The sequence below is a fragment of the Microbacterium sp. As-52 genome, from assembly GCF_049949185.1.
In the GTDB taxonomy this organism is placed as follows: domain Bacteria; phylum Actinomycetota; class Actinomycetes; order Actinomycetales; family Microbacteriaceae; genus Microbacterium; species Microbacterium maritypicum_A.
On the sequence record NZ_CP188171.1, the window covers coordinates 1,144,443 to 1,162,300 of the forward strand.

Annotated in this window: 10 protein-coding genes; 3 read left to right on the forward strand and 7 right to left on the reverse strand. The window is 69.6% G+C overall.

The window, feature by feature from the left end; translation table 11 throughout:
* Nucleotides 1-23: 23 nt before the first annotated feature.
* The 6 genes from ACLFA2_RS05545 to ACLFA2_RS05570 form a co-directional block, all read right to left on the reverse strand.
* The gene (locus tag ACLFA2_RS05545; RefSeq protein ID WP_426622173.1) at nt 24-2,090 is read right to left on the reverse strand and encodes an acyl-CoA dehydrogenase; all 2,067 of its coding nucleotides are present in this window, start codon (nt 2,088-2,090) and stop codon (nt 24-26) included.
* Nucleotides 2,091-2,210: 120 nt separating this feature from the next.
* Complete coding sequence (locus ACLFA2_RS05550) at nt 2,211-3,470, reverse strand: HTTM domain-containing protein (RefSeq protein WP_401125012.1); 1,260 nt, start codon at nt 3,468-3,470, stop codon at nt 2,211-2,213.
* Nucleotides 3,467-4,285: a DUF5819 family protein gene (locus ACLFA2_RS05555; RefSeq protein ID WP_021198472.1), complete on the reverse strand. Its 819-nt coding sequence runs from the start codon at nt 4,283-4,285 to the stop codon at nt 3,467-3,469. The genes ACLFA2_RS05550 and ACLFA2_RS05555 overlap by 4 nt, the downstream gene beginning before the upstream one ends.
* A gap of 78 nt (nt 4,286-4,363) precedes the next feature.
* Nucleotides 4,364-9,565: a choice-of-anchor G family protein gene (locus ACLFA2_RS05560; protein ID WP_347124729.1), complete on the reverse strand. Its 5,202-nt coding sequence runs from the start codon at nt 9,563-9,565 to the stop codon at nt 4,364-4,366.
* A gap of 273 nt (nt 9,566-9,838) precedes the next feature.
* Nucleotides 9,839-11,593, reverse strand: coding sequence for a glycoside hydrolase family 3 protein (locus ACLFA2_RS05565; protein ID WP_426622174.1), 1,755 nt, complete (start codon nt 11,591-11,593; stop codon nt 9,839-9,841).
* A 2-nt stretch (nt 11,594-11,595) separates the two neighbouring features.
* Entirely contained in the window at nt 11,596-12,894 is a 1,299-nt protein-coding gene (locus ACLFA2_RS05570) for an MFS transporter (protein ID WP_029258760.1), read from the reverse strand.
* A gap of 133 nt (nt 12,895-13,027) precedes the next feature.
* Here ACLFA2_RS05570 and ACLFA2_RS05575 point away from each other — a divergent pair, with 133 nt between their 5' ends.
* Nucleotides 13,028-14,305, forward strand: coding sequence for a TetR/AcrR family transcriptional regulator (locus tag ACLFA2_RS05575; RefSeq protein ID WP_426622175.1), 1,278 nt, complete (start codon nt 13,028-13,030; stop codon nt 14,303-14,305).
* 38 nt (nt 14,306-14,343) lie between these two features.
* On the opposite strand, the gene recQ is transcribed toward ACLFA2_RS05575, so the two are convergent.
* Complete coding sequence (gene recQ, locus ACLFA2_RS05580) at nt 14,344-16,374, reverse strand: DNA helicase RecQ (protein ID WP_426622176.1); 2,031 nt, start codon at nt 16,372-16,374, stop codon at nt 14,344-14,346.
* Between the two features lie 207 nt (nt 16,375-16,581).
* Between recQ and ACLFA2_RS05585 the strand changes: the two genes are divergently transcribed.
* Nucleotides 16,582-16,926 (forward strand): GNAT family N-acetyltransferase, encoded by a 345-nt coding sequence (locus ACLFA2_RS05585; protein ID WP_347124719.1) that lies wholly within the window; start codon nt 16,582-16,584, stop codon nt 16,924-16,926.
* Nucleotides 16,923-17,858: a pirin family protein gene (locus ACLFA2_RS05590; RefSeq protein WP_347124717.1), complete on the forward strand. Its 936-nt coding sequence runs from the start codon at nt 16,923-16,925 to the stop codon at nt 17,856-17,858. The genes ACLFA2_RS05585 and ACLFA2_RS05590 overlap by 4 nt, the downstream gene beginning before the upstream one ends.

The following is a 17,858-nucleotide window of genomic DNA, read 5'->3' on the forward strand; positions in this document are numbered from 1 at the left end:
TGGACCACGAACCGTGGGCGGGGTCAGCGCTGCTTCTTCTTCAACGCCTTCTCCTGGATCGGAGCCTGGCCGGTCGCCGCGAGGTCGGCGTAGTACGCACGGGCCTCATCCTGACGCTGCTTCTCCAGGCCGCTCGCGATGGGGGCACGCACGTGCTCGGGCTCGTAGCCGAACGCGTTCACGAGGTCGAGCGCATACGGGCGCAGGCGGGTGCACAGGCGATCGATGTAGCTCGACACGGCCGCGGCGCGCTGCGTCGACAGGCGTCCGTTGATGAGGTGCCAGGCGAGATGCTTCTCGATGAGCTGCAGACCGAACAGGTCACGCAGCCAGGTGAGCACCTTCTTCGTGTCCTCGTCGTCGATCTGGTGCACGGCGTCGGTGAACGCCTCCCACTGCAGCAGTTCGCCGTGCGCGCGGGCCGCCTCGATGAGCTCTGCCTGGTTCTCGTTGAACAGGCGGGCACCGAGCGCCTTGTCCTTCGCGCCGGGGCGCAGACGCGAGGCGATGTCGGCCACCATCTGCTGCACACGGCCCGCGAGCAGGTCATGCTGCTGCTCCTCGCGCAGGCCCCGTTCGACCGAGCGGCTCACCTGTCCGAAGTCGGAGACGGCCTGACCGAGCTGACGCAGGCCGGCGCCGTGGAACAGTTTGCCCGCCGTCATCCCGACAGCGAACTTCGCGAGCGCCGCCGCATCCTTGCCCTGGAACTGCTTGGCGTAGTCGGTGAGCAGACGCTTGCCGACGAGCTGCAGCAGCACGTTGTTGTCGCCCTCGAACGTCACGTAGATGTCGAGGTCGGCGCGCAGACCCACCAGACGGTTCTCGAACATGAAACCGGCGCCGCCGGTGGCCTCACGGGCCTCCTGCAGCGTGTCGAGCGCATGCCACGTCGACAGCGGCTTGAGAGCCGCAGCCAGCGTCTCGAGGTCTTCGCGGTCGGCCGGGGTGTCGGTGCGACCGGAGAAGACGCCATCGAACTTCTGCAGGAACTCGTCGTGCGCGAAGATCTGCGCGTACGTCGTCGCCAGGCGCGGGAGCAGACGGCGCTGGTGCTTGCCGTAGTCCATCAGCACGACCTCCTGCCCGTCCGCGCCATCGAACTGGCGGCGCTGGGTGGCATAGGTGATCGCGATGTGCAGGCCGAGAGCCGAGGCCCAGGACGCCGCGCCGTCGAGCGACACGCGCCCCTGCACGAGGGTGCCGAGCATGGTGAAGAAGCGGCGGCCGGGGCTGTCGATCGCGCTGGAGTACGTGCCGTCGGCCGCGACATCGCCGTAGCGGTTGAGGAGGTTGGTGCGCGGGATGCGCACGTGGTCGAACGAGAGGCGCCCGTTGTCGATGCCGTTGAGTCCGCCCTTGAGGCCGTCGTCCTCGCGGCCGATGCCGGGAAGATCGACGCCGTCGTCGCCGCGCAGCGGCACGTAGAAACAGTGCACGCCGTGGTTCACGCCGTTCGTGATCAGCTGCGCGAACACGGTCGCCGCGACCCCGTGCAGGGCCGCGTTCCCGAGGTACTCCTTCGTCGCCCCGCGGAACGGGGTGTTGATGACGAACTCCTCCGTCTCGGGGTCGTAGGTCGCGGTCGTTCCGACCGCCGCGACGTCGGAACCGTGACCGATCTCGGTCATCGCGAAGGCGCCGGGGATGGAGAGGTCCATCACCCCGGGGAGCCACTTCGCGTGGTGCGACTCGGTGCCGAGCTGCAGGATCGCCGAGCCGAAGAGCCCCCACTGCACGCCCGACTTAATCTGCAGGCTGGGGTCGGCCACCACGAGCTCCTCGAAGCCGGCGATGTTGGCGCCGTTGTTCTCCTCGCCGCCGAGCGACTTGGGGAACGCGCGGTGCACGGCCTTGTTCTCGACCAGCAGGTGCAGTTGGCTGAGCACGCGCTCGCGGTGTTCGTCCTTGCCGAGCTCATCCTTGCGCCAGAACGCGGAGTCCTTGATCATCTCGCGGGCCTGGCGACGCACGTCACCCCACGTGCCCATCAGGGCGTCGTTGACGCGGGCGACATCGAGGTGCAGGTGCGCATCCGCGGTGTCGGTGGAGGGGCGAGTCGTCTTCGGACGGACGGCGGCGTCGACCATGAGCGTTCCTCTCAGAGGGAAGTGGGAATACTGCCATGGTAGGTCTGCCACAACCACGGGCGAAGTGCTCTGTCCACTTCCTCCAACACCCGGCGGGCACATCTCCCCGCCGCGTTGTCGTCAGACCACAGTCCGCGCCTGCGCCTCCGCGTCGGGGCTCACCGTTCGCGGCGTCGTCGGCTGCCGCTCGACCCCGGCCTCCCGCCAGCGCCGCCTCGTCCCCGCACTCAACCGCCCCCAGGTCCGGTCACGGATGAAGATCGCATCGATCGCGATCATCGTGAGCGAGAACCACGGCAGTCCCATGAGCACCGCGATGCCGATGTGGAAGGAGAGGATGCCGAGCAGGCCGATCAGCCGCGTCGGACGAGTCAACAGCATGAGGGGGAAGGCGACCTGCAGAATGATCGACCCCCAGCTCGCGATCGTGACCATCGGCCCCCAGGCGGTGACGAGGTCGCTGAGCACCGGCCAGGTACCGAACCGTGCCGTCTGCAGCGGGTTGTAGATCGCGTACCCCTCTTCCCACGGGGCACCCCCCGCCTTGTACAGCGCCCCCGAGGCGTACACGAAGCACACCTGCGCGGTGAGGGCGACGAGGGCGAGGTTGTGGAACATGGTTCCCAGCAGCGCCGGCTGGCTGTTCGGGGCGAACCACTCCCCCGACTTCGCCCGACGCCTCGCGTCCAGCGACCACCGGGCCGCGGGGTCGGCGAAGAACAGCAGCAGCAGGGCGATGCGGAACATGTTGTCGCCCTGATCGCCGACCATGTCGTTGGCCTCGATGAAGCCCACCCAGAGGCAGAAGAAGATCGGGAGCACGATCCGGAACCGCCACCCCAGGACGAACAGCACCGCGAGCACTCCGAGGAGGAGGTAGAGCGCCGTGTACAGCACGTCGTTGCCCATCGCGGCATGGAAGGCGCTGAACACCCAGATCTTCGGGAACTCGCTCACCGGCTCGGCGAGCTCGCCGTTCCAGGCCGATCCGGATCCGAACGTGTAGAGGCGGGTGCTGAAGTTCGAGGCCAGCAGGCCGATGGCGGTGACGCCGAAGAGGATACGTGTGACCGCGAGCCCGTAGAGTGCTTTCTTGCCGTTGAAGAGCCAGTCGCCGACGAAAGCAGAGATGCGGTCGATCGCCGAGAGCACCATCGCCCAGAGCCCGCCGATCATCGACGAGGCGAACGTCAGCAGCCGAGTGAGGAACGACCGCGGGGGCACAGTGCTCGCAGGAGCGGGCGCGGGTTCACGAGGAGGAGCGGGAGGCGTGGACACCGGCGCCGGCGCGGTCGTCGTGCTCCGGGGCAGGGCTTCCTTCTTCGTCACGTCCTGCTTCGCGCCGGGCTTCCGCGGCGCAGTCCTCGTCGGCGCGCTCACGGCTGGATCCTCTCGAACTGGGCGCGGAAGGTGTCCGCGAAGTTCTCACGGCTCTGCCCTTCCTCTTCTATGGGAAGTCTCCATCCGGTGGTCGAGAACGTCGGATCGGGCCGCTGTGCGCTCGGATCGTTGCGATCCTCGTACGGGACCACGTTCTGACGACTCACGCGGTACTGCACTTTGACCACGGCATCCGCACCCCAGATCGCATAGGCCACCTGGGTCGCGTACGCGGTGGAGAGGTGCTCTTCGGCCATGTACGCCTCCGTCGACGGGTTGTCGCCCTCGAGCTTCTCGAACGAGCGCACCATCCACTCCTCCCCGTCGTCCTTCGCGAAGTCAAGACCGACCACGGCCTGCTGATCGGCGTTCAGCTTGTTGTAGGCGTTCATCTGTCCACTCGCCACCTCGCTGGACTGGATACCGGCGCGGGGCGGGAAGAGGTTGTAGCGGATCATCGACAGCTCGACGTCGGTGGCGCTGACCCAGCCGGTCTCGACCTGCTCGCCGTCCTTCTCGATGACGGCACGGACGTTGAAGTGGTAGTCGCCGTTGATCGGCTCCGGCGCGAAGACGCTCCAGGACTGTCCGAACATCGGCAGCATGTACCCGGCCAGCACCTCCTGTGTGGGGATCTCCCGCAGGGCGGAGTACGGCGCGATCCACAGGAAGGACGCCCCGATATGCCACAACGTCAGGAGGCAGGCGGCGAAGGCGATGAGCTTCACCCACCAGGTCGGACGCGGACGCACCACGGCCGTGTCACCCGACGCGGACACGTCGGTCTCCGGTGAGGACTCGAGTTTCGTGCTCATTCACTTCCCTCCGTACCGCCGAGGGTCGGGACCGCCGTGGGGAAACGGTCCCGACCACTCAGCGTTCCTGCATCGCGATCACTCCGTCTGCACCTGGGGCCGTCGGGATCTCGCGAGTCTCATCGCCCCCAGGCCGAGCATGAGGAGCAGTGCGGCCAGAGCGATCCATCCGCCCTGGACCTGTCCGCCTGTCGTGGCCAGACCCGACGCCACCACCTGGAACGAGGCCGATACGCTGCCGGACGTCGCTCCGGTCAGCGTCACGGTGTGGGTTCCGAGATCGGTGTCGGTGGGAACGGTCCAGGTGAAGGTGACCGTGCCCTGCGCGTTCGCGACCTGGGTTCCCAGCGCCACGGGGGCGGAGGTCATGACACCCGTCACCGTCTCGCCGGGCCTGAAGCCCGTGCCGACCGCGGTCTGTTGCTTGCCACGCTCCAGCACCGGGGACTTGAGCGCGATGGCGATGTTCCCGGTCGGGTCGGCCGCCGCGTCCGCCGAGGCGCTGGCGGTGGCATCGGCGGATGCCGCAGCCGTGGCTTCGGCCGAGGCGTCAGCTGCAGCCGATGCCGATGCCGTGGCCGACGACGAGGCGTTCGCCGCCGCTGCCGCCGAGGCGTTCGGATCCGCATCGGCCGAAGCCGAGGCATCCGCCGCACTGGTGGAGGTCGCGTCGTTCTGCGCTGCCGCCTGAGCCGCTGCCGCCGCAGAGGCATTCGCCGCTGTGGTGGCCGTGGTCGAGGCATCCGTGGAGGCATCGGTGGTCGCCGCTGCCTGGGCCGCGGCGTTGGCCGACACGTCCGCCGCAGCGGATGCCTGGCTGGTCGCGTCTGCGAGTGCCGCAGCCACTGCCGCTGCTTCCGCCGAGGCGTTACTGTCGTCGTCGGCCTGCGCAGAGGCCGACGCCGACGCGGAGGCGTTGGTGTTGATCTCCGCCGATGCGTCCGCCGAGGCGACCGCATCCGAAGACGCATCGGTCGAAGCGTTCGCGATGGCTGCCGCGCTCGCGTTCGACGCCGCGCTCGTACTCGCATCCGACGTGGCCGATGTGTCGGCCGCGGTGTTCGTCGTGGCGTCGGCCAGCGCTGCCGCCTGGGCGGCGATCGCCGCGCCGGCGTTCGCCTCCGAGGTGGCATCCGCCGTCGCCGCCGTGGACGAGGTCGCGGTCGCCGCTGCCTCCGATGCCGCTTCCGCCGCCGGGTCGGCCGCAGCCGATCCCTCCGCCGTGGCGTCGGCGAAGGCCGCGGCCTGCGCGGACGCTTCGGCGACCGCGGCGGTGGTGGCGTCGGCGTTCGCCGAAGCGGATGCCGAGGCTGTCGCGTTCGTGTTCGCCGAAGCCTCAGACGATGCGTCCGTGGACGAATCCGTGGTCGCTGCCGATTCCGACGAGGCCGAGGAGTTCGACTCCGCCGCCGTCGATGCCGCGGCGTTCGCGTCGTCCGACGCGTCCGCTTGCGCGGCCGCCTGCGCCGCGACGGCCGCCGAGGCGTTGGCCGCGGAGGTCACATCCGTGGTCGCGGTGGTCGAGGCATCGGTCGTCGCCGCGGCCTGAGCCGCCGACGTGGCATCAGCCGTCGCTGCCGCCGAGGCGGCGGAGGTGGCATCCGCGAGGGCAGCGGCTTCCGCAGCTGCCTGAGCCGACGGGTCACCGTCTGCCGTCGCGTCAGCCGAGGCGGACGCCGAGGCTGCCGCGTTCGTGTTGACGTCGCCCGGATCGCCCGCAGTCACCTCGGTGGTGTCCGATCCGGTGACCGCACCCGCGGTCGCCGTGAGCGTGTAGCCCGTTCCCGGCGTGGTGCCGGCCGGAACCGGATAACTCGCCGTGAAGGCGCCGGAGGCATCCGTGGTCGCGGTCACCGGACCGCCGACGTCGGCGCCGCCGCCCGGAGCCGTCAGCTGCAACGACACCGAGGAGCTCACCGGCCACCCGGAACCGGTGACGGCCAGGTTCGTGCCCGCGGGGACTTGCGCCGCCGCATCCACCACGACCGGAGCCGCTGTGACCTCTGTCGTGTCGGTCGCCGTCTGCGAACCCACCGAAGCCGTGACCGTGTAGCCGGTCCCTGCGGGTGTGCCGGCCGGAACCGGGTAGTCGAGTGCGAAGCCGCCGAGAGCACCGGTCGTCGCGGTTCGAGGCGTGCCGATGGCCGCACCGCCGGGAGCGGTCAGCTGCACCGACACCTCGGTGTCGGCCGGCCAGTTCGTCCCGGTGACAGGCAGATCGCTGCCGGCCTGCACGGTCGCCGCCGCGTCGATCGCGGCCGCCGCCGTCACCTCGGTGGTGTCGGTCGCGGTCTGGGCGCCGACGGTCGCCGTCACGGTGTAGCCCGTGCCGGGAGTCGCAGAGGCCGGCACCGGGTAGTCGAGCGTGAAGCCGCCCGTGCCGTCGGTGGTCACCGTCTCCGGACCGCCCACGTTCGCACCACCGCCGGGAGCGGTCAGCTGCACCGACACCTGCCTGTTCGCCGGCCAATTCGTCCCCGTGACCGGAAGCGACGTTCCTGCCTGAACCGTCGCCGCTGCGTCGACGGCCGCCGCGGCCGTGACCTCGGTCGTGTCGGTCGCGGTCTGGGTGCCGACGGTCGCCGTCACGGTGTAGCCCGCTCCGGGAGTCGCAGAGGCCGGCACCGGATAGTCCAGCGTGAAGCCGCCGGACACATCCGTCGTCACCGTCTCCGGACCGCCGACGTTCCCGCCGCCGGGAGCCGTCAACTGCACCGACACCTGCGTGTTCGCCGGCCAATTCGCTCCGGTGACCGGAAGCGACGTCCCTGCCTGCACGGTCGCCGCCGCGTCGACGGTCGCCGCCGCCGTCACCTCGGTCGTGTCGATCGCGGTGACCGCTCCTGCCGTCCCGGTCACGGTGTACGCCGCGCCCGGCGCCGCAGACGCGGGAACCGGGTAGTCGAGCGTGATCTCGCCGGATGCGTTGGAGGTCGCCGTGACCGGCCCGCCGACGTTCGCGCCCCCACCGGGAGCCGTCAGCTGCACCGACACCTGCGTGTTCGCGGGCCAGTTCGTGCCGGTGATGGGAAGGCTCGTGCCCGCCTGGACGGTCGCGGCTGCGTCGATCGACGCGACCGGCGCAGCCGTCACCTCGGTGGTGTCGGTCGCCGTCTGGGTGCCGACCGATGCCGTGACCTCGTATCCGGTCGCCGCCGGCGTTCCCGCCGGGACGGGATAGGCCAGCGTGAACGTGCCGGAGCCGTCGGTGGTCACGAGTTCGGGACCACCGATGTTCGCACCGCCGCCGGGAGCCCGCAGCTGCACCGACACCTGGGTGTTCGCGGGCCAGTTGGTTCCCGAGACACCGAGATTCGTGCCCGCCTGCACCGCGGGTGCCGCGTCGATGGCTGCCGCAGCAGTGACCTCGGTGGTGTCCGTCGCCGTGCTGGTGCCGTCGGTCGCCGTCACGATGTAGCCGGTGCCCGGCGGCGTCGCCACCGGAATCCCGTACGCGAAGGTGAAGGCGCCGTTGGCATCGGTCGTGACCGGCAACGGGTCGTTGACGATGCCGCCGCCGGCGGTGGTCACCTGGATGGTGACCTGCGTGTTCGCAGGCCATCCCGAGCCCGTCACAGGGAGGTCGGTTCCCGCCTGGACCGTGGCGGCCGCGTCGATCGCGGGGACGGCCGCCACCGCGGCCTTCACCGTCGACGATCCGAGGTCGAGCGAGACCCCGCCCCCGACGGCGGGGAGCAGATTCACGCCGAGCGCGCGCACGGTGAAGCTCCCTCCGGGGATGTCTCCTGTCGCCGGCTGCTCGTTGATGGTGATGGTCGCGACCTGCGCCAGCACGCCCTGCAGAACGGGATCGAGCGTCGAGAGCACCGGTCCGGTGATCGCGGCGAGCGCGGGCTGCACGAGCGGGATCACGCTGTTCAGCGCGGTGTTCACGAGCGGACCCGTCGTGGTGGCGACCGCATTCGTGACGGCAGCGACCACCGGGTTCAGCAGGACGCCGATGTTGAGACCGGCGAGGCTGATGTCGGTCGCGACCACGGGAACCGGCGTCGCGGTGCCGGCGAACTGCGCCAGCGAGCCCTTGACCGTCACATCCCCTGACACCAGTGGCGTTCCGGTGAGCGGCACCGTGAGATCCACCCCGACGGTCAGCGTCACCTGGAGCGCGTCCAACGTCGACTTCAGGATGGTGGAGACCTTGCCGTTCAAGCTGTTGGGGTGGGTGCCGGTGAGGGCGGAGGTGATGCCCTGCTGGATCGCGGAGATCGTCGTGGCCGACAGCACCGGGGTGTTCGCCGGCAGGGAGTTGAGGTCGGCCCCAGCCCCGGTCTCGACGAGGATCTTGGCGAGATCGACGGACACCGTCCCGGTGTTCAGATCGACCAGCACCGAGCCCGTCGTGTTCTCCACCGGTGTCTGCAGCACCTGCGTGGTCACGGTCTGTCCGACCGTGTCGAGTCCGGCGATCGCGACCGTTCCTCCGGTCGCGGTGAACGCCGCGACGAGCGGCACGTCGGGAATCGCATTGATCGTGTTGACGATGGTCGTGGTGAGTGCGGTCAGCGCTCCGCCGGGGCCGGCGAGATCGCTCACGGGGGTGACGGTGCCCTGGATCGCGGAGGCGAGTGTGCCCGAGAGCCCGGCGACCAGGTTGCTGTGCAGATCGAGGTTCAGATCCGCGATGCGGTACTGGGAGGTGACCGTTCCCGCGTTGGATTCGGCACGCGATGCGAGTGCGCCGATACCGACCGACGCCTGGTCGAGAACCGCGTCGGTGAGTCCGGCGACGGCGAGCTGGTCGAACAGGTCGGTGAGCTCGAGGGTGCCGGGGTTCACGCTGCCGTCGATGGCGCCGGTGTCGATCGCGCCCCCCGAGGTGATGGTCCCGGATGAGGCGATCGACTGCGTCTGGGTCGGCGACGAGCTGAAGCTCTGCGCTGCGCCCAGATCGCCGAGTCGCAGCAGACCGGGCGTCCCGGGGGTGCCGTCGGTCAGGAGCGGCACGTTCAGCGTGCCCACGTCGATGCTCAGCGCCTCCAGCAGCCCGACGTCCAGCCCGCCGAGCTCAGAGCCGGGGGCCGCCGGGTTGCTCGTCAGCGTGTGTCCGAGCGCCGCGATGTCGAGGCCGCCGAGCAGGGCGGCGGGCAGCTGGATGATCTGCCCCTGCGCGACAGACGGATCATTCGGATTCGCCGCGTCCAGCGCATTCGCCGCCGTCGGCACCAGTGCACTCGCGAGGATCACCGCGCCGACGGTGACGCCGGCGATGCCTCCTCCTACCGCTCTGCGTCGCCGCAGAGTCCTCTCCTGCAATTCCATTCGCTACTCCCGTGTGATGCGATCTTCCGCGTCACATGGCCCCCCCACGGGTCGACTTCTGTCGGCCGAGCGATGTTGCGCTCATTCTTACGGGATCCCGAATGAGAAGTCCAGCATTCGTCCAGAAATCGTCCGGTGAACGTCTTCGCGCGAGACATTTCGAAACGTGGTGACCGTGCAGCGACGGGATGCTCCCGGCGAGAGGATGCCGGGACGCCGAACCGCCCCGCATGCCGAAGCTTGCGGGGCGGTCTTCCGGACGGTGCGACCGGACTAGAGCGAGAGCCCGTGACCGAACCGGAACAGCGGATCGGCGGTGTCGAACGGCACATCGGGACGGGAGGCTTCGACAGCGTCCATCGACCGCGGCAGGTCGAACGGCAGCCTGCCCTGGGCGGGGAACGCGGCGCTGAGCACGTCGAGGAGCGCGGCGCTCGAGGCCCCCCAGTTCACGGTCATCGCGGCCGCGGCCTCGACGATCGGGGTGAGGATCGGCGGACGATCCGCGAGCACGTCGACGACGGTCGGCACGACGGCGGCGACCGCGCGGACGTGCGCGACCACATCGTCCGAGAACGCGAGAGAGCCCGCGTGGAAGAAGTTCTCGAACATCGTCTCGCGCTCTTCGAACGGAGCCTGCAGGCGGATGACGGCCAGGTCGGCTTCCTCCGGCGTCGTGACGATCTCCCCGAACGATGCAGCGACCGTCGCGTCGACGCCCTCGACGTAGAGCTTGCGGCCGGGGACCAACGGCAGGGCACCGTCGTTCATGAGCACCGTGATCGAGGCGCGCTGGGCGACCTCCCCCGCGGCTCGGAAATCGGCTCGCCCGACGATCTCGTCGGCCGCGTCCTCGTCGACGTACGGGTTCTCGAACAGCCCGAGCTCGAACTTCTCGCGCAGGATGCGGCGAGCCGAGACGTCGAGTCGCTCCTCGGTCACCTCACCGTCGGCGATGAGCTCGAGCAGCAGCTCCGGGTTCGCTTCGCCGCCGAACTGGTCGGCTCCGGCCTCCAGCACCTTCTTCATGCGCTCGCGCGGCGTGAGATCCTCCACGCCCCAGGCACGTGCGGGGAAGGGCTGACCGAAGATCTCGGAGTCGCTGATCAGGCCCCAGTCGGTGCACACGAGACCGTCGAAGCCGTAGCGCTCACGCAGCAGGCCGGTGATCACGGACTTGTTGAACCCGAATCCCACCTCCTCGTACTCCGTGCCGACGGGCATCCCGTAGTACGGCATCATCTGCCGGGTCCCCGCGGCGAGCGCGTCTTCGAACGGCTTCAGGTGAAGCTCGAACTCGCCGCCAGGATAGATCTGCTCGCGGCCGTAGGGGAAGTGCGGGTCCTCGCCGTCCTTCTGCGGACCGCCTCCGGGGAAGTGCTTCGTCATGGTCGACACCGATCCGGGCCCGAAGGACTCCCCCTGGAACCCGCGGATGTAGGCGGCGCCGAGCTTTCCCGACAGTTCCGCGTCTTCGCCGAAGGTCGCCGTCTGCCGCGCCCACCGCGGCTCAGTCGCGAGGTCGACCTGCGGGTGCAGCGCGACCCGCAGCCCGACCGCCGTGTACTCCTGTCGGGCGATGTCGGCGAAGCGCTCGACGAGCGCCTCGTCACGGGTGGCGGCGAGGCCGAGGGTCTCGGGCCATTGCGAGAAGGGGCCGGCGAGGATCGACGCACCGGGGTTCTCGCTGAACGAGTGCCGCGGGTCGGTCGACAGCGTCACCGGGATGCCGAGACGCGTGGATGCCGCCAGTCGCTGCAGCGCGTTCTGCCATGCCGCGATCTCGCGGCCGGTCGGCGCCGCACCGAGCAGGTTGAAGTGCGTCATCCGCTTGGTCTCGAGGAATTCGCGCGCCGATGGAGTCGCGAAGACCGGGTTCGGCTCTTCGAGGTCGCCGATGGCGATCATGGTGTGGAAGAAGAGCCCGGCCTTCTCCTCGATCGTCATGGCGTCGAGCAGAAGCTGCACCCGTTCGTCGACGGGGAGATCGGTGTCGAGCCACGGGCGTGCGGTGATGGTCTCGGTCATGGTCACTTGACTCCCTTGATGCGGTAGACGAGAACGGCGCCGGCCAGCGCGACGACCGCGCCGAACAGGTACCAGGTGGTGTAGCCGCCGAGCGGTGTGGCTGCGCCGATGGCGATGATGCCGGGGGCGATGGCCGGGGCGATGGACTGCGGCAGAGCGTTGGCGATGTTCAGCACACCGAGGTCCTTGGCCACGTCGTCGGGGTTGGGTAGCACCTCGGTCGCGAGGGCCAGGTCGACCGAGAGGAAGGACCCGGCGCCCAGTCCGATGATCGCCTGCGCGATGATGACGGTCGTGACGTCGGGGGCGACGGCGAGGATGACCAGCCCGACCACCATGATCACGCCGGCGATCGCGACGAAGGGGCGACGCTTGCCGATCTTGTCGGAGAGGAATCCACCCAGCGGCGAGGAGATCGCCATCGCCGCCATCGAGGCGAGGTTGGCGGCCAGGATGATGCCGACCGCGCCCTGCTCGTCGAGGCCGAACTTGGTGACGAGGTAGAGCGGCAGGAAGGTGGCGATACCGGCATAGCCGAACATCACGAAGAACTTGGTGAGCCAGGTCCAGCCGAAGTCGGGGTGCTTGCGGGGGTTGAACACGAACGAGCCGAAGAACATGCCGACCGTGAACTTCTCGGCCGGCTTCTCGGTGAGGCGGCGGTCCTTGAGGGTCACGACGAACACGATCACGAGGATCAGGGCGATCACGCCGGGGACGACGAAGCGCTCGAAGTCGCCGGGGAGGAAGTTCACGAGGAAGCTGCCGGCGAGGATGCCGATCGGGGTCGTGATGCCGATGATGCCGGAGACCTTGCCTCGGCTGGTGACCGGCACCTGATCGGGCAGCGTGGCGTTGGCCGCGGCCAGCACGGCGTTCATCGCGGTCTGCACGAGGCACCAGGCGAGCAGGACCATCCACACGGAGGTCGCCGAGCCGATGAGGAGGAAGCCGCCGAGCCCCACGATCGCGCCGCCGAGGATCCACGGACGACGCATGCCCCAGCGCGAGGTGGTGCGGTCGGAGAGTCGACCGACGAGGGGGTTCGCGATCAGGGCGAAGATCGCGCCCACGCCCATCACGAGTCCGAGGCTGCCCTCGGTGTTCACGGGGTCGATGTGCTGGATCTTGAATGCCATCGACACCATGACCGGGGTGAGCAGGGCGAGGTAGACGCCGAAGTTCACGGCGGCGAGGCCCGGCGTGTAGCCGCGCGGGGTCTTCGGCGGCGTGGTTCCGGGGGCCTTGAACCCGGTGGTGCCGACCGCGGCCGCCGTGGCGGCGGATGACAGCTCTGTCATGACAGTCCTTTCGATTCACCGCACGTCTTCGGGCGATGCGGTCTGGGATGACGATACACCAATCTCGACCGTCTGGTAACTGAAACCAGACCGCTTGGTAATGAGCGAGGATAGGATGTGGAAGGAGGATGCGATGACGACGACGGCGACCGGCTCCCGGCACGCGCGCGCTGCCGCCACGCGCCAGCGGATCCTCACCGCCGCACATGACCTGTTCGTCACCCGCGGCTACCGGTCGACGTCTCTGCGCGATATCGCCACCGCGGCCTCCGTCAGCCATCCAGGGCTCCTCGGCCATTTCGCCTCAAAGGACGACCTGCTCGGCGAAGTGGTCGCCGAGCTCGAAGCCGAGAACGAGACCGTGTTCAGCGCCATCTCGGCCGCCTCCGAGCCGGGCGAGCTGGTCTTCGCCGGCATCGCCGAGCGGAACGCGCGCACCGCGGGCTACCTCGAGCTGTTCGCCGCGCTCACGGGCGAAGCCTCTGCTCCCGGACACCCTGCGCACGAGCGGATGCGCGCCCGGTACTGCCGACTCCGCTCGCTGAGCATCGACGTCCTGGAAGACGCGAAGCACCACGGCGTCATCGCGGCCGATCGCGATGTCGACGGGGAGACGGTGCGACACACCGCCGGATGGGACGGGCTGCAGCTGCTGTCGCAGTATCTGCCTGATCGGGTCGACGTGGTGGAGATGCTCGAGGAGCGGGAGAACCTCTGGGCACTGCCGCTCGGGTGGCGGAACCCCGACGACGAGCCCTCGTCGGACACCTCTGACCCGGCGGGGCCCCTGCCCGCACTGCGCACGAGCGCTGCAGCCGACGTCGATCCCGGCTATGCGGTCGGCCGTCGTCGTCGCGCGCAGATCCTCGCCGATGCGACCCGCCTGTTCGCCCGCGACGGCTACGGCGACACCAGCCTGCAGGACATCGCGACCGCGGTCGGGGTGTCGAAGTCGACGCTGCTGCACCACTACCCGTCGAAGGAACTGCTGCTCAGCGCCGTCCTGACCGAACGCGACAGCGCCATCAACCAGAACCAGGGGTTCGCCGGCGCCGCGTCAGCGGGCGAGCTGCTGCGCGGCATCCCCGACGGTGCCGCGCTCAGCGCGCAGGAGGAACCCGGTCTGATCGAGGTGTATGCGGTGTTGTCGTGCGAGGCCGTGCCCGCCACCCACCCCGCGCATGACTACTTCGCGATGCGGTTCGCGAACACCCTCGACTACTTCACCGAGCTCTTCCGGCTCGCCCAGGTCGACGGCGACCTACCGGCGCACCGCGACCCCGCGCACGAGGCCACGTGGCTCATCGCGATGTGGGACGGACTGCAGTACCAGTGGCTGTACGACAGGGAGCGGCTCGACATCGCCACCCACCTGCGCGCACATCTCGACGACGTGCTGCCTCCGCGCTGAGCGCGCGCGGAGTCGGGCGGTGATGGTCAGGGCTCAGATCAGGCCGCAGCGATGACCGCGAGAACACCCTTGCCGTACGCCTCGCGTTTCTTCGCGCCGATGCCGGTGATCCCGTCGAGGTCGGCGAGGGAGGCAGGACGATGCTCCGCGAGCGCGCGCAGGGTCGCGTCCCCGAACACGATGTAGGCGGGGACGCCCTGCTCGCGAGCGGTCTCGGCCCGCCAGGTGCGCAGCGCCTCGAACAGACCCCGGTCTCCGGCGTCCAGGGCATCGGCGGCACTGGCCTTGCGAGCCCGACCGGACGAGGTCGGACGCCCGATCGTGTCCTTGCGCAGCGGTACAGCCGTCTCGCCGCGCAGCACTCCGGCGGCCTGCTCTCCGGGAGCGAGGGTGCCGTAGTCGCCCTGCGCGACCAGGATGCCACGAGCGAGGAGCTGCCGGACGACGCTGCGCCAGTCCTGATCGGAGAGGTCGTTGCCGATGCCGTAGGTCGCGAGCTTCTCGTGTCCCTGCTGCCGGATGCGCTCGGTCGAGGCGCCGCGGAGGATGTCGATCAGGTGGCCGGCACCGAACGCCTGATTGCGCTCACGCTTCAGCCGCACGATCGTCGAGAGCAGCTTCTGCGCGGGCACGAGCCCGTCGAACGTCTCGGTGTTCTCGAGGCACGTGTCGCAGTTGCCACAGGGCTGCGATTCCTGACCGAAGTACCCCAGCAGGTTCTGCCGGCGGCACTCCACGGTCTCGCACAGCGCGAGCATCGCGTCGAGGTGCTGACCCATCCGCATCTTGAACGTGCGGTCGCCGGGGCTCTGGTCGATGAGCCGGCGCTGCTGCACGACGTCGCCCAGACCGTACGCCATCCACGCCACAGAGGGCTCGCCGTCGCGGCCGGCGCGACCGGTCTCCTGGTAGTAGCCCTCGACCGACTTCGGCAGATCGATGTGCGCGACGAAGCGCACGTCGGGCTTGTCGATGCCCATGCCGAACGCGATGGTCGCGACCATGACCACGCCGTCTTCACGGAGGAAGCGCGCCTGGTTGGCCGCCCGCACCTCGGCGGGCAGACCCGCGTGGTACGGCAGCGCATCGAACCCCTGGGCGGCGAGGGAGGTCGCCGTCTGCTCGACCGATTTGCGGCTGAGCGCGTAGACGATCCCTGCCGCGCCTTCCGGCTGCGAGCGGATGAACTGGACGAGCTGCTTGCGCGGATCGACCTTCGGCACGATGCGGTACTGGATGTTCGGGCGGTCGAAGCTCGCGACGAAGTGGGCAGCGCCCTCGAGGTGCAGCCGCTCGGTGATCTCCTTGTGCGTCGCCGCGGTCGCCGTCGCCGTGAGCGCCATGCGCGGCACCCCGGGGAACCGCTCCCCCAGGTCGCCGAGCGTCAGGTAGTCGGGGCGGAAGTCATGCCCCCACTGCGACACGCAGTGCGCCTCGTCGATCGCGATGACGCTGAGCGATCCGCGCTGCAGCAGCGCGGTGGTCTGCGCGTTCGAGAGGCGCTCCGGGGCGACGTAGATGAGGTCGAGCTCGCCGTCGACGTAGGCCCGCTCGACCTCGCGACGCTCGTCGATCGCCTGGGTGGAGTTGAGGTAGGCCGCCTTCACACCGTTGGCCCGCAGGGCATCGACCTGGTCGTGCATGAGCGCGATGAGCGGGCTGATCACGAGGCCCGTGCCCTCACGGACGAGGGCGGGCACCTGGTAGGTGATGCTCTTTCCGCCACCGGTCGGCATCAGCACGACGGCGTCTCCGCCGGCGATGACCTGCTCGACGATCGCCGCCTGGTCGCCACGGAACTCGTCGTAGCCGAAGACGGTGTGCAGAGCCTCGCGCGCGGTCGGATAGCGGCTCGGTGTCGCCCGCCGCACCGCGGGTGCACGGCCCGCGACGGGAGGCGAGGCCACCGGAGTGACCGGCCCCTGACCCCAGTCGAGCGGCGGCTCGTAGCCCGCCCCCTGCGGCTCCCAGTCCATCGGCTCGGGCGGGGCGGACGACTCCCAGCCGTCGTCGTAGGGCTCGTCGGCGTACGGCAGGTCCGCGTACGGGTCACGGGGAGTCTGCGGCATCCCTCCAGCGTAACGACCCCCGCCGACGCGGGAGGCGCTTCCTCCACACCCTCGACCGCCCGGGCTGCCGAAACCCAGACCACCCGCCTCCCCCACGGAGTGTCGCACTCCGACGCGCCGGTGCGGCAGCAGACGGTCTGGGTTTTCGCCGGGCCCGACCGCGCACGCGGGGCGTAGGTTGGAGGCATCCGTTCGAAGGAGCAGCCGATGACCGCCATCACCGTGACCCGCAACGACGAGGAATCGCGCTACGAGATCCGTTCCGACGACGTGCTCGCGGGCTTCGCGGCGTACGATCTGCGCCCCGGATCCATCCGCTTCATCCATACCGAGATCGACCCGGCGTTCCAGGGCCAGGGCCTGGCGGGCACGCTCGCATCGGCGGCGCTGGCGGATGCGGCAGGACGGGGTGACGCCATCGTGCCGCTGTGCCCGTACATCGCCAAGTACCTCGAGACGCACGAGGTGGCCGGTGCCGAGATTCGCTGGCCGAAGACCCCCTCTGCACCTGTGGGAACCGCGGACGAGGACCCGACGGGCCGCGCCGAATGATCGGACAGCACCGCCTCCTCCTCGAGCCCCGCGAGGTGCCGCTCGGCGGGGTGCGCGGCATGAACGTGCTGCGCGCGCTACCGCACCGCAACCTGCCCACGATCGGCGCCTGGTGCTTCCTCGACCGGTTCGGACCGGCCGACACGAAGATGCGGGTCGAGCCGCACCCCCACATCGGTCTGCAGACCGTGACCTGGCCGCTCGTCGGAGAGATCCGTCACCGCGACTCGCTCGGCAGCGACGCCGACCTGCGCCGCGGGCAGTTGAACCTGATGACCGCGGGCAACGGGATCTCCCACTCGGAGTACTCGATCGGCGAGGATCCCGTCCCCCTCGATGCGCTGCAGTTCTGGGTGGCGCTCCCGGATTCGGCCCGCCACGGCGCTGCCGGGTTCGAACGGCACACCGCACTGCCCGCACTCACCGTCTCGGCCGACGAGGGAGCGGATGCCGAAGCCACCGTCGTGCTCGGCGAGTTCGCCGGCGTGCGCTCACCCGCCACGGTGCACACCCCGATCGTCGGGGCCGAGATCGTGCTCGCTCCCGGCTCGCGTGTGCTTCTGCCGCTGCGCTCCGACTGGGAGCACGCCCTCATGCTCGTCGAGGGAGATGCCGTGGTGGCCGCGCATCCGCTCGATCGCAACGCACTGCTCTACCTCGGCGACTCCCGCGACACCGTCGAGGTGTCGAGCACCGAGGGGGCCCTGCTGTTCCTGCTCGGCGGCGCGCCCTTCGAGGACGACCTCGTGATGTGGTGGAACTTCGCCGGCCGCTCGCATGACGAGATCGTCGAGGCGCGCGAAGAGTGGGAAGCGGAGTCCGTGACGGGAGCGGCATCCCCCCGCTTCGGCGCGGTCGACGGTCACGACGTGCGCATCCCCGCTCCGCCGCTCCCTGACGTGCGGCTCATGCCGCGCAGCCGGAAACTCTGA

Excerpts from the sequence above, each read along its gene's own strand:
- ACLFA2_RS05545 (WP_426622173.1), bottom strand. The coding sequence starts at position 2,090 with ATGGTCGACGCCGCCGTCCGTCCGAAGACGACTCGCCCCTCCACCGAC.
- ACLFA2_RS05555 (WP_021198472.1), bottom strand. The coding sequence starts at position 4,285 with ATGAGCACGAAACTCGAGTCCTCACCGGAGACCGACGTGTCCGCGTCG.
- ACLFA2_RS05560 (WP_347124729.1), bottom strand. The coding sequence starts at position 9,565 with ATGGAATTGCAGGAGAGGACTCTGCGGCGACGCAGAGCGGTAGGAGGA.
- ACLFA2_RS05565 (WP_426622174.1), bottom strand. The coding sequence starts at position 11,593 with ATGACCGAGACCATCACCGCACGCCCGTGGCTCGACACCGATCTCCCC.
- ACLFA2_RS05570 (WP_029258760.1), bottom strand. The coding sequence starts at position 12,894 with ATGACAGAGCTGTCATCCGCCGCCACGGCGGCCGCGGTCGGCACCACC.
- ACLFA2_RS05575 (WP_426622175.1), top strand. The coding sequence starts at position 13,028 with ATGACGACGACGGCGACCGGCTCCCGGCACGCGCGCGCTGCCGCCACG.
- recQ (WP_426622176.1), bottom strand. The coding sequence starts at position 16,374 with ATGCCGCAGACTCCCCGTGACCCGTACGCGGACCTGCCGTACGCCGAC.
- ACLFA2_RS05585 (WP_347124719.1), top strand. The coding sequence starts at position 16,582 with ATGACCGCCATCACCGTGACCCGCAACGACGAGGAATCGCGCTACGAG.
- ACLFA2_RS05590 (WP_347124717.1), top strand. The coding sequence starts at position 16,923 with ATGATCGGACAGCACCGCCTCCTCCTCGAGCCCCGCGAGGTGCCGCTC.